This is a genomic window from Novosphingobium sp. SG754 (assembly GCF_013149315.1).
Lineage (GTDB): Bacteria > Pseudomonadota > Alphaproteobacteria > Sphingomonadales > Sphingomonadaceae > Novosphingobium > Novosphingobium capsulatum.
Window position 1 is genome coordinate 552,706 of record NZ_JABGCC010000002.1, and the last position, 13,761, is coordinate 566,466.

A 13,761-nucleotide genomic window follows, 5' to 3' on the forward strand; every position below is an offset into this window, starting at 1 on the left:
ACCCCATGTTGCGTCTTACCGAACTCAAGCTGCCGCTCGACCACGCCTCCGAAGCCATGCTGCCGGCCATCGCCGCGCGCCTTGGCGTGGGCGAAGCGCAGATTCTGCGCCATGCCGTGGCCAAGCGCGGCAACGATGCGCGCCGCAAGAATGCCATCCAGTTGGTCTATGCGGTTGACGTCACGCTCAGCCCGCAGGACGAAGCCGAAGTGCTCGCGCGCCTGGCCGGCGACACTCATGTGCGCCCCACGCCCGATACCTCCTATCGCTTTCCCGTGCGCGCGCCCGAAGGGTGGCAGGCGGGCGAAGGCGAGCGCCCAGTGGTGATCGGTGCTGGCCCGTGCGGCCTCCTGGCCGGGCTGATCCTGGCGCAGATGGGCCTGCGCCCGATCATCATCGAGCGTGGCAAGGCCGTGCGCGAACGCACCAAGGACACTTGGGCGCTGTGGCGCAAATCGGTGCTGACGCCGGAATCCAACGTGCAGTTCGGTGAAGGCGGCGCCGGCACCTTTTCCGATGGCAAGCTCTACAGCCGGATCAAGGACCCGCGCCACCTGGGCCGCAAGGTGCTGGTGGAGTTCGTGAAAGCCGGCGCGCCCGATGATATCCTGACCGAGGCGCACCCCCACATCGGCACGTTCCGCCTGGTCACGATGGTCATGTCGATGCGCGAGACGATCGAGAAACTGGGCGGCGAATACCGCTTTGGCACGCGGGTGGACGATTTTGCGGTCGAGACCGACGCCGCCGGCGAGCGCCGCCTTGCCGGCCTGCACTTGTCCAACGGTGAATACCTGCCCGCGCGCCGCGTCATCATGGCGGTCGGCCATTCGGCGCGCGATACGTTCGAAGTGCTTTACAACCGCGGCGTGCACATCGAGGCCAAGCCCTTTGCCATCGGCGTGCGGATCGAGCATCCGCAAAGCCTGATCGACCAGGCCCGCTATGGCGCCTGTGCCAAGCATCCTATCCTGGGGCCGGCGGCCTATGCCCTGGCGCACCAGGCCAGCAATGGCCGCTCGGTCTATAGCTTCTGCATGTGCCCGGGCGGGCGCGTGGTCGCTGCCGCCAGCGAGGAAGGCCGCGTGGTGACCAACGGGATGAGCCAATATTCCCGCGCTGAATTCAACGCCAATTCGGGCCTGGTGGTGGACATCACGCCCGAGCGCGATTTCCCCGGCCATCCGCTGGCCGGCATTGCGCTGCAACGCCATTGGGAAGAGCGGGCCTTCGTGGCCGGCGGATCGAACTATCAGGCGCCGGGCCAGAAGGTGGGCGATTTCCTGGCCGGCAAGCCCAGCAGCGCGTTCGGCAGCATCGTGCCATCCTATCAGCCGGGCGTGCATCTAACCGCGCTGGAAGAATGCCTGCCCGATTTCGTCACCGACGCGCTGCGCGAGGCGCTTCCCGTCTTCGGTCGGCAGATGGCGGGCTACGATCATCCCGATGTGGTGATGACGGGGGTGGAAACGCGCACGTCTTCGCCAGTGCGGATCACCCGCGGCAAGGATCTGCAAAGCCTCAACACCCGGGGGCTCTATCCGGCCGGCGAAGGCGCTGGCTATGCCGGCGGCATTCTTTCGGCGGCGGTCGACGGCATTCGCGCGGCAGAAGCGCTGGCGCAGGACCTTTTGGCCGGGTGATTCGCGGCCTTGGCGACGGTGCGCGACGGCAGGAGCCATCCTGCAAGGCCGTTGCGGCCAGTTGCGGCCACAGATGCATACCAATGCATTTTGGATTGGTATTTTTTCTGGGCTGGATCGCGGTCTGACAGCGCTGCGCTGCAAAATCATAAAATCGTTTGCATTTTCAGGGATTCTGCTTGGCTGCCGCTGTCAATCCAGCGTTTTCAAGGAAGTGAATTGCATTAAATGCATGTTGCGTTGCGTGAAACGCATTTGCCTCGCCGCGGCGATTGGGTCATCCAGATAAGGCCTTTCAGGCATCCTCTCCCAAAACTTCCCGGGCCGATCGGATTTCCGACCGGCCCTTTTTTTGTCCGTAGCCTGCGCGAGATGGCGAAATTTGTATGCAACACATACAATGTTTGCGATAGGAGCGCGTGCTGCACCAAGCCGCATTGGCAAACTGTCAAGGGAGAGAACATGGCAACGCTCATCGATGGCAAGGCAATCGCCCGCGCACTGTCGGTCACGACGGCAGAGGCGGTGGCGCAGATGGTGGCTGCAGGCCACAGCGCTCCTGGCCTGGCCGTGGTGCTGGTCGGCAATGACCCGGCCAGCGAGGTCTATGTCGGGCGCAAGATCAGCCAGTGTGCCAAGGTCGGCATCCATTCGATCGAGCATCGCCTGCCCGCCGATACCGCAGAGGAAGACCTGCTCGCCCTGATCGCCGCGCTCAATGCCGATGCCACGGTGCATGGCATCCTGGTGCAGTTGCCGCTGCCGGCGCAGATCGATGCCGGCAAGGTGCTCGACGCGATCGATCCGGCCAAGGACGTGGATGGGTTCCATCCGGTCAATGTCGGGCGCCTGTCCACCGGCACCGGCGGCCTGGTGCCCTGCACGCCGCTGGGCTGCATGATGCTGCTCGATACGGTGATCGACAATTATCGCGGGCTCGATGCCGTGGTGATCGGCAAGTCCAACATCGTCGGCAAGCCGGTGGCCATGCTGCTGCTGGAGCGCGAGTGCACCGTGACGGTCACCCACATTGCCACCCAGGGCCTGCCCGATATCGTGCGCAAGGCCGATATCGTGGTGGCCGCCGCCGGCGCGCCGGAACTGGTCAAGGGGGATTGGATCAAGCCGGGCGCGGTGGTGATTGACGTTGGCATTACCCGCGTGGCCCAAGCCGATGGTACTACTCGCCTGGTGGGCGATTGCGCCGCGCACGAAATGGCCCATGCCCGTGCCGTCACGCCGGTGCCCGGTGGCGTCGGGCCGATGACCATCGCCTGCCTGCTGAGCAACACGGTGCAGGCCGCACGGCACGCCTGATCGTAAAAAGTCCCCTCTTCTTCAGAGGAGGGGGTTGGGGGTGCGAGGCACAGCGCAAGGCTTCCACCACCCCCCCGCCCCCTCCTCTGAAGAGGAGGGGGAGAACAGCCTGATCACCGTTGGTGAACACAAAAAAGGGGCGGCTCGGATTGATCCGAACCGCCCCTTCTTGTTGCTTTGCCAGATGGCTCAGTTGGTCGCCGCGGTGCGGTTGGCCCACAGCGCCACGATCGTGCCGATCGCGCCCGACAGGAGGTAGGCACCCGAAGCCAGCAGGCCATAGTTGGCCGACAGCCACAGCGCCGCATAGGGCGCAAAGCCCGCGCCAAGCAGCCAGGCCAAGTCGCTGGTCAGCGCCGAGCCGGTGTAGCGGTGGCGGGTTTCGAAGGCATCGGCCACGGCACCCGAAGACTGCCCGAACGAGATACCCAGCAGCACGAAGCCGGTGAGCATGAACGAGACTTCGCCGGCCACGCCAATGCCCAGCAGCTGCGGGGCAAAGCCCGAGAACGCGGCAATCGCGGCGGCCGAGAAGCCCAGCAGGGTGCGGCGGCCAACGCGGTCGGCCACCACGCCCGAAACCACGATCGCGGCAACGCCCACGGCGGCGGCGATGGCTTCGATGGTGAGGAAGCGGGTCGGCTCTTCCGAGGTGAAGATGAACACCCACGACAGCGGGAACACCGTGACCATGTGGAACAGAGCAAAGCTGGCGAGCGGCGCAAAGGCGCCGATCAGGATGGTCTTCCACTGTTCGCGGATGGTGACGAGCGCGCTTTCGGCAACAAGGTCACGCGATTCGAACAGGCGCTGAAATTCCGGCGTCACCACGATGCGCAGGCGCGCAAACAGCGCCACCACGTTGATCGCAAAGGCCACGAAGAACGGGAAGCGCCAGCCCCACGACAGGAAATCGTCAGCCGGCAGCGAGGCGGTGAAGAACGCGAACAGCAGGCTGGCCACGATCAGGCCAAGCGGCGCGCCCAGCTGCGGGATCATAGCGTACCAGCCACGCTTGCCCGCCGGCGCGTTGAGCGCCAGCAGCGAGGCCAGGCCATCCCACGTGCCGCCCAGCGCAAAGCCCTGGCCCAGGCGGAACAGCGCGAGCAGCAGCACCGCGTTGTGGCCGATCTCGGCATAGCCGGGCAGGAACGCGATCGCCGCGGTCGAGCCACCCAGGCCGAACAGCGCCACCGTCAGCTTGAAGCCACGGCCGAACGCACGGTCGAGCCACATGAAGAACAGCGAGCCGACCGGGCGGGCGATGAACGCCAGCGGGAACACCGCAAACGACGCCAGCGTGGCGTTGAGCGGGTCCAGGTAAGGAAAGAAGACCTTGGGGAACACGATCACCGAGGCAATCGCATAGACGAAGAAGTCGAAGAACTCCGAGGTCCGTCCGATGATCACGCCGATGGCGATCTCGCCCGGGGAAATCGAACCGTGCCCGGCGTGGGAATCGCTCCCCAGCCCTTCGTGATTATCGACTACGGCAGCAGTCATGACTGACACAAACTCCTTGGATCCCGCGCATTTCTCGCAAACGCGCCGAATGGCCGGCCGCACGGGTGCAACCTGCCTTTGTATGCCCTATTGTCTTTGTGCAGCCGCGAAGGGGATTGGACAAAATGTCCTATCGTTTGCACGGCCCAGCGCTTCTAGGTGCGCCACATGCGTGCGAAACTCTTGAATCGGGCGCGCCTGCTGCGCTGCGCCATCGTCCCGCTCCTGGCCCTGCCGCTTGCCGGCTGCGACTGGGTCGTGCTCAACCCCGCGGGCGATGTCGCTCGCCAGCAGGGCGATCTGGTCATTGTGGCCACGTTGCTCATGCTGTTGATCGTCGTGCCCGTCATGGCCACGGTTGTCATTTTCGCGTGGCGTTACCGCGCCACCAACACCGAGGCCAAGTACGATCCGGACTGGAACCACTCCACCCAGCTGGAACTGATGATCTGGGCCGCGCCGCTGATGATCATCATCGCGCTGGGCGCGGTCACCTGGGTCGGCACTCACCTGCTCGATCCCTATCGCGCGATCTCGCGCATTGATGCGCAGACCCCGGTCGCCGCCAATGCCAAGCCGGTAGAGGTGGAAGTGGTGTCGATGGACTGGAAGTGGCTGTTCATTTATCCCGAACAGAACATCGCCACGGTCAATGAACTGGTGGTTCCCGCCGGCCGGCCGCTGCGCTTCCGCATGACCTCGTCCACCGTCATGAACACCTTCTATGTCCCCGCGCTGGCCGGCATGATCTACACCATGCCCGGCATGGAAACCAAGCTGCACGCCGTGTTTAACCAGGAAGGCGCGTTCAAGGGCATTTCCGCACACTTCAGCGGCGCGGGCTTCTCGCAGATGCACTTTGCCACGCGTGCCGTGTCCGATGCGCAGTTCGACCAGTGGGTGGCCAGCGTGAAGGCCGGCAAGAACGACGGCATGCTCAGCCGCGATGCCTATCTCCAGCTCGACAAGCCCAGCATTGCCGATCCGGTGCGTCACTATGCCGGCGTCGCTCCCGATCTGTTCAACGCCGTTGTCGATCTCTGCGTGCAGCCCGGCAAGATCTGCATGAGCCAGATGGCCATGCTCGACGCCAAGGGCGGCGTGGGCAAGGAAGCAGCGCGCCTGAACGTGGCCGCGCTGACCTATGACAAGAACGGCCGCGCCACCGAAACGGCAGTCCTGCCTGGCAGCGTCGTGGCCCAGACCGACCGCTTCGTGAAGGCCTATTGCAGCGACAACCGCCCGATGGCCGCACCCAGCGGTGACGCGCCTCTGCCCAAGACGCTCGATCGCCTGCGTGGCGCCGGAATCAACCAGGCAACTGGTCCCCGGGTCAGCCTGGCCGGCCCGCTACTGCAGCCTGCCTCTTGAGGCAGGTTGCCGATCCGATACGCCGCACCAGATTTGATCCGGCCCCATTTTTCTGACCGATGGATATTGCGATGACCGCTGTCCCCCTTCCCGCCACTGCCCCACCGCCGTGGTCTCCGCTCCTGGGACGCATTTCCCTTGAGCAGCTTCCCTTCCTCCACGAACCGATCGTGGCGGTCACCTTCGTTGGTGTGATCCTTGGCGGGATCGCGCTGGTGGGGGCCCTCACCTATTTCCGCCTCTGGGGCTATCTCTGGAAAGAATGGTTCACCAGCGTCGATCACAAGAAGATCGGGGTCATGTACATGATCCTGGGTCTGGTGATGTTCATGCGCGGCTTTGCCGACGCGCTGATGATGCGCTTGCAGCAGGCAATGGCGTTCAACGGCAGCGACGGCTATCTCAACGCGCACCACTATGATCAGGTCTTCACCGCCCACGGCGTGATCATGATCTTCTTTGCCGCGATGCCGTTCGTGACCGGGTTGATGAACTATGTTGTGCCGCTGCAGATCGGCGCGCGCGACGTGTCGTTCCCGTTCCTCAACAACTTCAGCTTCTGGATGACCACGGGCGGCGCCGTGCTGGTCATGGCCTCGCTGTTCCTGGGTGAATTTGCCCAGACCGGCTGGCTGGCCTTCCCGCCACTGTCGGGCCTGGCCTATAGCCCCGGCGTTGGCGTGGACTATTACATCTGGTCGCTGCAGGTGGCAGGTGTCGGTACCACGCTATCGGGCATCAACCTAATCGCTACGATCATCAAGATGCGTGCCCCGGGCATGACACTGATGCGCATGCCGGTGTTCACCTGGACCGCGCTGTGCACCAACGTGCTGATCGTTGCCTCCTTCCCGGTGCTGACCGCCGTTCTCGTGCTGCTCTCGCTCGACCGTTACGTGGGGACCAACTTCTTCACCAACGACTTCGGCGGCAGCCCGATGATGTACGTCAACCTCATCTGGATCTGGGGCCACCCGGAAGTTTACATCCTCATCCTGCCGATCTTCGGCGTGTTCTCGGAAGTGACCTCCACGTTTTCGGGCAAGCGCCTGTTCGGCTATACCTCGATGGTCTATGCCACCGTGGTTATCACCATCCTGTCCTACGTCGTGTGGCTGCACCACTTCTTCACGATGGGTTCGGGCGCCAGCGTCAACAGCTTCTTCGGCATCACCACCATGGTGATCTCCATCCCCACCGGGGCCAAGCTGTTCAACTGGCTGTTCACGATGTACCGTGGCCGCATCCGCTTTGACCTGCCGATGATGTGGACGGTGGCGTTCATGCTCACCTTCACCATCGGCGGTATGACCGGCGTGCTGCTCGCCGTGCCTCCGGCCGACTTCGTGCTGCACAACTCGCTGTTCCTGATCGCGCACTTCCACAACGTGATCATCGGCGGCGTGGTGTTCGGTACGTTTGCCGCGATCAACTACTGGTGGCCCAAGGCCTTTGGCTTCAAGCTCAACCAGTTCTGGGGCAAGGTCAGCTTCTGGTGCTGGGTGCCCGGCTTCTGGCTGGCGTTCACCCCGCTCTACATCATGGGCCTGATGGGCGTGACCCGCCGGACCCGCGTGTTCGACGATCCCAGCCTGCAGCCCTACTTCATCGTTGCCCTGCTGGGCGCGGTGTTGATCGCCGCCGGCATCGGCGCGATGGTCGTGCAGTATGGCGTGTCGATCTGGAAGCGCGAAGAGCTCAAGGACGAAAGCGGCGATCCGTGGAATGGTCGCACGCTCGAGTGGGCGACCAGTTCGCCCCCGCCGGCCTACAACTTTGCCTTCACCCCGATCGTGCACGATCTCGATGCCTGGGAAGACATGAAGCGCGCCGGCGTCGGCCGTCCGCTTGATGGCTACCGCCCGATCCACATGCCCAGCAACACGGGTGCAGGCGTGATCCTGGCTGGCATCAGCACGGCGCTTGGCTTTGCCCTGATCTGGCATATCTGGTGGATGGCCGGTGCCAGCTTCGTGGCACTGCTCGTGAGCGCCATCGCCCACACCTTCAACTACAAGCGCGATTACCACATCCCGGCCGAAGACGTTGCCGCCGTCGAGGCGCAGCGTACGGCCCAGCTGGAACGCGTTGCCCAGAACCAGGGAGCCGCCGCATGAGCGATGCTGTCCATAGCTCGGGCCATTCGGCTCCCCTGCCTGCCTCGCTGACCAAGCTGGGCAAGTTCTGGGACTTGAACGAGCATGACCATCCCGAAGGCCACAGCACCATGCTGGGCTTCTGGATCTACCTGATGAGCGACTGTCTCATCTTCGCCATGCTGTTCGCAGCTTTCGGCGTGCTCGGCGGCAACTATGCCGCCGGGCCCGGCCCGCGCGAGTTGTTCGAGCTGCCCCTGGTGGCGGTGAACACTTCGATGCTGCTGTTCTCGTCGATCACCTATGGCTTTGCCATGCTGGCGATGCAGCGCGGCTCGGTCAGCCAGACGCAGATGTGGCTGCTGGTCACCGCCGTGTTCGGCGCGGCGTTCCTGTCGATCGAACTCTACGAATTCTCCAACCTCATCCACGAAGGCGCCACGCCCCAGCGCAGCGCGTTCCTTTCGGCGTTCTTCACGCTGGTCGGCACCCACGGGCTGCACGTCACGTTCGGCCTGATCTGGCTGTTCACGCTGGTGGTGCAGGTTTCGCGCAAGGGCCTGATCCAGGCCAACAAGCGCCGCCTGATGTGCCTGTCGCTGTTCTGGCACTTCCTCGACGTCGTGTGGATCGGCGTCTTCACCTTCGTCTACCTGATGGGGATGCTGCGATGAGCGCGAAGAACTATACCGACCTGGCCCACCGCCACGCGCACGGGGATGCCAATCCCCACGCCATCGGCCACCATCACGATGAACCGCATGGCTCGCTGCGCGAATATGTCATCGGCTTCGTGCTGTCGGTGGTGCTCACCGCCATTCCGTTCTGGCTGGTGATGAGCGGCGCCATTGCCGACAAGAACACCACTGCCATCGTCATCGCGGCCTTTGCCGTGGTGCAGGTGGTGGTCCACATGATCTACTTCCTGCACATGAACGGCAAGGCCGAAGGGGGCTGGAACATGCTGGCCCTGATCTTCACCGCCGTGGTCGTGCTGATCGTCATCTCTGGTTCGATGTGGGTGATGTACCACATGAACCACAACATGATGCCGATGCACGCCGAGCAGATGGACTGATCATGACTTCGCAAACGGGCAGCAGGCAGCGCTTGCTGCCCGTTTCGATTCTGCTGATCCTGGCGCTGGTGTTTGCCGGCCTGGGCATCTGGCAGGTAAAGCGCCTCGCCTGGAAAGAGGCGCTGATTGCCGATGTGACGCGCGCCGTGCATGCAGCGCCTGTCTCCATCGCCGCCGTGCCCGCTGGCGCCATTGATCGGCTTGCCTATCATCGCGTCGCGATCACCGGCCAGTTCATGCCTGCCGCCACCGTTCTGGCCACAGCCACCAGCACGCTGGGCAATGGCTATTGGGTCATGGTGCCACTGGCCACGCCCGGCCAGGCCCCGGTGTGGATCAACCGTGGCTTCGTGCCGATGGGCACCCGGCTCGATACCGCCCGCCGCGCCGTTCCCGTTACCCCCGTTTCCATCATCGGCCTGATCCGCCCGAGCGAGCCCAAGGGCACGTTCCTTCGCGCCAACCGGCCCGAGGCAGAGCGCTGGTATGCGCGCGATCTGCCCGTCATGAACATGCGCCGCGGGGTCGTGGCAGAGCCGCGCTATTTCCTCGACGCGCAAGTGGAAACGCCGCGTCCCACAGCCCAGCCCGTGCCGGTGCCCGGCCTCACGGTCATCGCGTTTCCCAACAACCACCTGTCCTATGCGCTGACCTGGTTTGCCCTTTGCGCCCTCTCGCTTGGCGCGGCAATCATGGTATGGCGCAAGGCGCGATGAGCGCCACCCCACCCCTTTCCTCCACCCGTCCGATCTATCCCGCGGCCAGCGCGCGCAACATGGCGTTGCTGGTGCAACTGCGCTGGGTTGCTGCCGTGGGCCAGCTCGTGGCGATCTGGGTCAGCGTGCGGGTGCTTGGCGTCAAGCTCGATGTGGCGCCGCTGGTGGCCGTGCCGGTGCTGATGGCGGTGATCAACGGGCTGACCCTGCTGCTCGATCGCGGGCGCGAGGGATACAGCCATGTCGAACTGCTCGGCGCGCTCACGCTCGATATGCTGGCGCTGGCCTGGCAGCTCTATTTCAGCGGCGGCACGTCCAACCCCTTCACCTTCCTGTTCCTCATGCAGATCGTGATCGCCGCAATCCTGCTGCCGCCCAATTGGAGCGCGATCGTGGCGGGGATGGCCGCGCTGATCGTCACGCGCCTGGCTTTCGTCCATCGCCCGCTCGATCTGCCCACCGGTACTTTCGATGGCACGATCGAGCTATTCCAACTGGGCAATCTCGTCTGCTTTGCGCTGGTCGCCGCGCTGCTGGTGTTCTTCGTGATCCGCATGGACCGCAACCGGCGGCAGAGCGAGACGGCGCTGGCCGCCTTGCGCCAGCAGGCGACCGAGGAACAGCATATCGTGCGCCTGGGCCTGCTCGCCTCGGGCGCGGCGCACGAACTGGGCACGCCGATGGCGACAATGTCGGTCATCCTGGGCGATTGGCAGCGTCATCCCGCCATCATGGCCGACCAGGACTTGCGCGAAGAGTTGCAGGACATGGCTTCTGAACTCAAGCGCTGCAAATCGATTCTCTCAGGCATCCTGCTCAGTGCCGGGGAAGCGCGCGGCGAAAACCCGCAGATCACCACGCTGGGTGATTTTCTTGCGACCATCGCGGCCGAATGGAACGAGCGCGGCCATGGCGTGATCCGCCTGCGCAACATGGTGGAGACCGATCACCCGATCGTGGCCGATCCCGCGCTGCGCCAGATCATCGGCAATGTCATCGACAACGCCCTGGAAGTATCGCCCGATTTCGTGGAAATCCGCGCCGAGATGACCGGTGGCGACATCGTTTTGACCGTGCTCGATCTCGGCCCCGGTTTCGCGCCCGACATGCTGGAATCGATCGGCCGCCCCTACAATTCCACCAAGGGCCGTGACGGTGGCGGGCTGGGGTTGTTCCTGGTCGTCAACGTCGTGCGCAAGCTGGGCGGCCGGGTCGAAGTGAAGAACCGCACGGCGCGCGGCGCGATGGTGCGCCTGGAAATCCCGATGGCCTCGCTGGCCTATCGCACGGGGGAATGAACATGCTCGATCCCGAACTGGAACTCACCGCGCAGGACGAAGCCCTGCCCCTGGTGATCGTGGAAGACGATCCCGCCTTTGCCCGCACCCTGCGCCGCTCGTTCGAACGGCGCGGCTATGCGGTAGAGCATGCCGCCAGCCCCGATGAACTGGAAGTGCTGCTCGATGCGCACGATTTCCAGTTCGCCGTGGTGGACCTGAAGCTCGGCACTGGCTCTGGCCTCACCTGCGTGCAGATGCTGGCCGAACGCGATCCCGAAACGCGTATCGTCGTCCTTACCGGCTTCGCCTCGATCGCCACGGCGGTGGAAGCGATCAAGCTGGGTGCGGCGCACTATCTGGCCAAGCCTGCCAACACCGACGATATCGAGGAAGCCTTTGGCCGCGTCGGCGGCGATCCCACCGTGCCGCTCGATACGCGCAAGACCTCGATCAAGACGGTGGAATGGGAATATATCCACTCCACCCTGGTGGAATGCGATTTCAACATTTCCGAAGCCGCCCGGCGCCTCGGCATGCATCGCCGCACCCTGGCAAGAAAGCTGGAAAAGCGGCCGCTGCGGTAAGCGAACGGCTGCTCCGAGACCATACGTCACCCCGGGCTTGACCCGGGGTCCCGCTTCTTTGGGCGGTAGAATAGAAAACGGGACGCCGGGTCAAGCCCGGGGTGACGGTAATTACTTATAATTCAATCGCTCAAGCCGCCAAACCGCGCACCCGCAGCAGCGCGCCGGGATCGGGCGCACCACCGCGAAACGCCACGTAGTTGTCCATCGCCGGGCGGCCACCACCTTGCGACAGCACTTCGCGCCGGAATGCGGCGCCCAGTTCAGCCTGCCGCTCTGGCGCCGCAGCAAACTGTTCATAGGCGTCGGATGAGAGCAGTTCGGCCCAGAGGTAGGAATAATACCCCGCCGCATAGCCCCCGGCAAAGATATGGCTGAAGGCATGGGCAAAGCGGTTCCACGCCGGATAGCGCATCACCGCCACTTCGGCCCGCACGGCGTCGAGCAGCCCCTGCACATCGGGCGCATCGGCAGCAGCGCGGTGCAGGCGAATATCGAACAGCGCGAATTCGATCTGGCGCAGCACCGCCAGCGCGCCCATGAAACCGCGCGCGGCGTTGAGGCGCTCGATCAAGGCATCGGGCAGCGGTTCGCCCGTTTCCTCATGCGCCGATGCGGCCTTGAGCACGGCGGGATCATAGGCAAAGTTTTCCAGGAACTGGCTGGGCAGTTCCACCGCATCCCATTCCACTCCACTGATCCCGCCGATCGAGGGGATATCCCCCTCCCCCAGCAGGTGATGCAGGCAGTGGCCCATTTCGTGGAACAGGGTCACCACGTCGGCATGCTGGAGCAACGCCGGCTTGCCCGGCGCGGCCTGGGCGAAATTGGTGATAAGATAGGCAACCGGCATCTGCGCCCCATCGGCGGCCCGGCTGGGCGAGCGGCACACGTTCATCCAGGCGCCGCCGCGCTTGCCCTCGCGCGCAAAGAAATCGGCATAGAGCCGGGCAAACGGAGCATCCGCCCCGGCACGGAACAGGTCGAACTGGCGCACGTCATCATGCCATAGGCCGCTGCCCGGCACTTCCTTGAACACCACGCCGAACAGCCGCTCGACATGGCCGAACAGCGCCGGCAGCACTTTGTCGAGCGGCAGGTAGCGGCGCACTTCGGACTGATCGAGTGCATGGCGGGCAAGACGCGCGCGCTCGGTGGCAAAGCCCATGTCCCAGGGTTCGAGCGTGTCGATCCCCAGCTCGCCACGGGCAAATTCGGCCAGATCGGCCAGTTCGGCCTGGGCCAGTGGCCGGGTGCGCGCGGCAAGGTCGGTCAGGAACGCTTCCACCGCATCGGGGCTTTCGGCCATCTTGGTGGCCAGCGACAGGCTGGCGGCATCGCCCTGGCCCAGCAGCTGCGCCGCCTTGGCGCGCAAAGCCAGCAGCGCGGCCATGCGCGGCCCGTTGTCAAACTCCCCGGCGTTGGGCCCTTGGTCCGATGCGCGGGTGGCATAGGCCTGCTGTACCTCGTGGCGCAGCGCGCGATCCTGGGCATAGGTCAGCACTGCCACCACCACCGGGGCATGTAGCGTGATCAGCCAGCCCTCTTCATGCCCCTTGGCCCGCGCCGCCGCGGCCATGCCGGCAAGGTCCGCCTCGGGAATGCCAGCCAGGCGGGCGGCGTCGGTCACGTGCAGGCTCCAGGCCTCGGTCGCGTCCATCACCGCATTGGCATATTCGGTCGCCAGGCGGCCCTGCTCCACCTGGTTTTCGGCAAAGTCGCGCGCGTCATCACCATCGAGCGCCACGCCCGAAAGCTCGAAATCGCGCAGTGCCAGTTCGCGGGCGCGTGCCGCCAGCGGATCAAGCGCGGCCGGATCGATCGCGCGGATCGCCTCATAGAGCGCGCGGTCCTGGCCCACGGCGGCAAAGTGCGTGGCGATCAGCGGCTGCGCCTGTGCCTGCGCGGCCCGCAACTCCGAGGTGTTGGTCACCGCCAGGAGATGGCCGACCACGCCCCACGCCTCGCTGATGCGGCGATCTGCTTCTTCCTTGAACGCCAGCATGGCTGGATCGCCGGCCCGCGCCACGCACGCGGCCATGGCGGCCTGGTGATCGGCGATCGCGGCAGTGATGGCGGGCACGATGTCATCGGCGCGGATTTGCGCAAAGCGCGGTTGGCCATGCGTGGCCAGCAGGGGAAAGGCAGCGTCGAGCGTGGCAGTATCGGTCAA

General features: G+C 64.6%; 11 protein-coding genes. 9 read left to right on the forward strand and 2 right to left on the reverse strand.

Going from position 1 to position 13,761, the window contains the following annotated elements; all coding sequences use genetic code 11:
• Positions 1-5 precede the first annotated feature (5 nt).
• Together FHW97_RS07025 and FHW97_RS07030 are read left to right on the forward strand one after the other, a co-directional pair.
• Positions 6-1,643 carry an NAD(P)/FAD-dependent oxidoreductase gene (locus FHW97_RS07025; protein WP_169047856.1) on the forward strand — a complete coding sequence of 546 codons (1,638 nt, stop codon included), beginning with the start codon at positions 6-8 and terminating at the stop codon, positions 1,641-1,643.
• A 462-nt stretch (positions 1,644-2,105) separates the two neighbouring features.
• Positions 2,106-2,960, forward strand: coding sequence for a bifunctional 5,10-methylenetetrahydrofolate dehydrogenase/5,10-methenyltetrahydrofolate cyclohydrolase (locus FHW97_RS07030; protein ID WP_022677267.1), 855 nt, complete (start codon positions 2,106-2,108; stop codon positions 2,958-2,960).
• 189 nt (positions 2,961-3,149) lie between these two features.
• Here FHW97_RS07030 and FHW97_RS07035 read toward each other — a convergent pair whose 3' ends face one another.
• Positions 3,150-4,463, reverse strand: coding sequence for an MFS transporter (locus FHW97_RS07035; protein ID WP_107716167.1), 1,314 nt, complete (start codon positions 4,461-4,463; stop codon positions 3,150-3,152).
• 168 nt (positions 4,464-4,631) lie between these two features.
• Here FHW97_RS07035 and cyoA point away from each other — a divergent pair, with 168 nt between their 5' ends.
• The 7 genes from cyoA to FHW97_RS07070 all read left to right on the forward strand — a co-directional run bounded on the left by cyoA (position 4,632) and on the right by FHW97_RS07070 (position 11,588).
• Positions 4,632-5,834: a ubiquinol oxidase subunit II gene (cyoA, locus tag FHW97_RS07040; RefSeq protein ID WP_022677269.1), complete on the forward strand. Its 1,203-nt coding sequence runs from the start codon at positions 4,632-4,634 to the stop codon at positions 5,832-5,834.
• Between the two features lie 71 nt (positions 5,835-5,905).
• The gene (gene cyoB / locus FHW97_RS07045; protein WP_054131256.1) at positions 5,906-7,951 is read left to right on the forward strand and encodes a cytochrome o ubiquinol oxidase subunit I; all 2,046 of its coding nucleotides are present in this window, start codon (positions 5,906-5,908) and stop codon (positions 7,949-7,951) included.
• Entirely contained in the window at positions 7,948-8,604 is a 657-nt protein-coding gene (gene cyoC, locus FHW97_RS07050) for a cytochrome o ubiquinol oxidase subunit III (protein WP_062782950.1), read from the forward strand. Before cyoB ends, cyoC begins: the two co-directional genes overlap by 4 nt.
• Positions 8,601-9,008, forward strand: a complete 408-nt coding sequence (cyoD, locus tag FHW97_RS07055; RefSeq protein ID WP_022677272.1) for a cytochrome o ubiquinol oxidase subunit IV — start codon at positions 8,601-8,603, stop codon at positions 9,006-9,008. The genes cyoC and cyoD overlap by 4 nt, the downstream gene beginning before the upstream one ends.
• Positions 9,009-9,010: 2 nt before the next feature.
• Entirely contained in the window at positions 9,011-9,724 is a 714-nt protein-coding gene (locus tag FHW97_RS07060; RefSeq protein WP_171798475.1) for an SURF1 family protein, read from the forward strand.
• Positions 9,721-11,022, forward strand: a complete 1,302-nt coding sequence (locus FHW97_RS07065; RefSeq protein WP_253941632.1) for an ATP-binding protein — start codon at positions 9,721-9,723, stop codon at positions 11,020-11,022. Before FHW97_RS07060 ends, FHW97_RS07065 begins: the two co-directional genes overlap by 4 nt.
• A 2-nt stretch (positions 11,023-11,024) precedes the next feature.
• Entirely contained in the window at positions 11,025-11,588 is a 564-nt protein-coding gene (locus tag FHW97_RS07070) for a response regulator transcription factor (RefSeq protein WP_171798476.1), read from the forward strand.
• A 130-nt stretch (positions 11,589-11,718) separates the two neighbouring features.
• Here FHW97_RS07070 and FHW97_RS07075 read toward each other — a convergent pair whose 3' ends face one another.
• The gene (locus FHW97_RS07075) at positions 11,719-13,761 is read right to left on the reverse strand and encodes a M3 family metallopeptidase (RefSeq protein WP_171798477.1); all 2,043 of its coding nucleotides are present in this window, start codon (positions 13,759-13,761) and stop codon (positions 11,719-11,721) included.

Excerpts from the sequence above, each read along its gene's own strand:
- FHW97_RS07065 (WP_253941632.1), top strand. The coding sequence starts at position 9,721 with ATGAGCGCCACCCCACCCCTTTCCTCCACCCGTCCGATCTATCCCGCG.
- FHW97_RS07060 (WP_171798475.1), top strand. The coding sequence starts at position 9,011 with ATGACTTCGCAAACGGGCAGCAGGCAGCGCTTGCTGCCCGTTTCGATT.
- FHW97_RS07025 (WP_169047856.1), top strand. The coding sequence starts at position 6 with ATGTTGCGTCTTACCGAACTCAAGCTGCCGCTCGACCACGCCTCCGAA.
- cyoB (WP_054131256.1), top strand. The coding sequence starts at position 5,906 with ATGACCGCTGTCCCCCTTCCCGCCACTGCCCCACCGCCGTGGTCTCCG.
- FHW97_RS07030 (WP_022677267.1), top strand. The coding sequence starts at position 2,106 with ATGGCAACGCTCATCGATGGCAAGGCAATCGCCCGCGCACTGTCGGTC.
- cyoD (WP_022677272.1), top strand. The coding sequence starts at position 8,601 with ATGAGCGCGAAGAACTATACCGACCTGGCCCACCGCCACGCGCACGGG.
- cyoC (WP_062782950.1), top strand. The coding sequence starts at position 7,948 with ATGAGCGATGCTGTCCATAGCTCGGGCCATTCGGCTCCCCTGCCTGCC.
- cyoA (WP_022677269.1), top strand. The coding sequence starts at position 4,632 with ATGCGTGCGAAACTCTTGAATCGGGCGCGCCTGCTGCGCTGCGCCATC.
- FHW97_RS07070 (WP_171798476.1), top strand. The coding sequence starts at position 11,025 with ATGCTCGATCCCGAACTGGAACTCACCGCGCAGGACGAAGCCCTGCCC.
- FHW97_RS07035 (WP_107716167.1), bottom strand. The coding sequence starts at position 4,463 with ATGACTGCTGCCGTAGTCGATAATCACGAAGGGCTGGGGAGCGATTCC.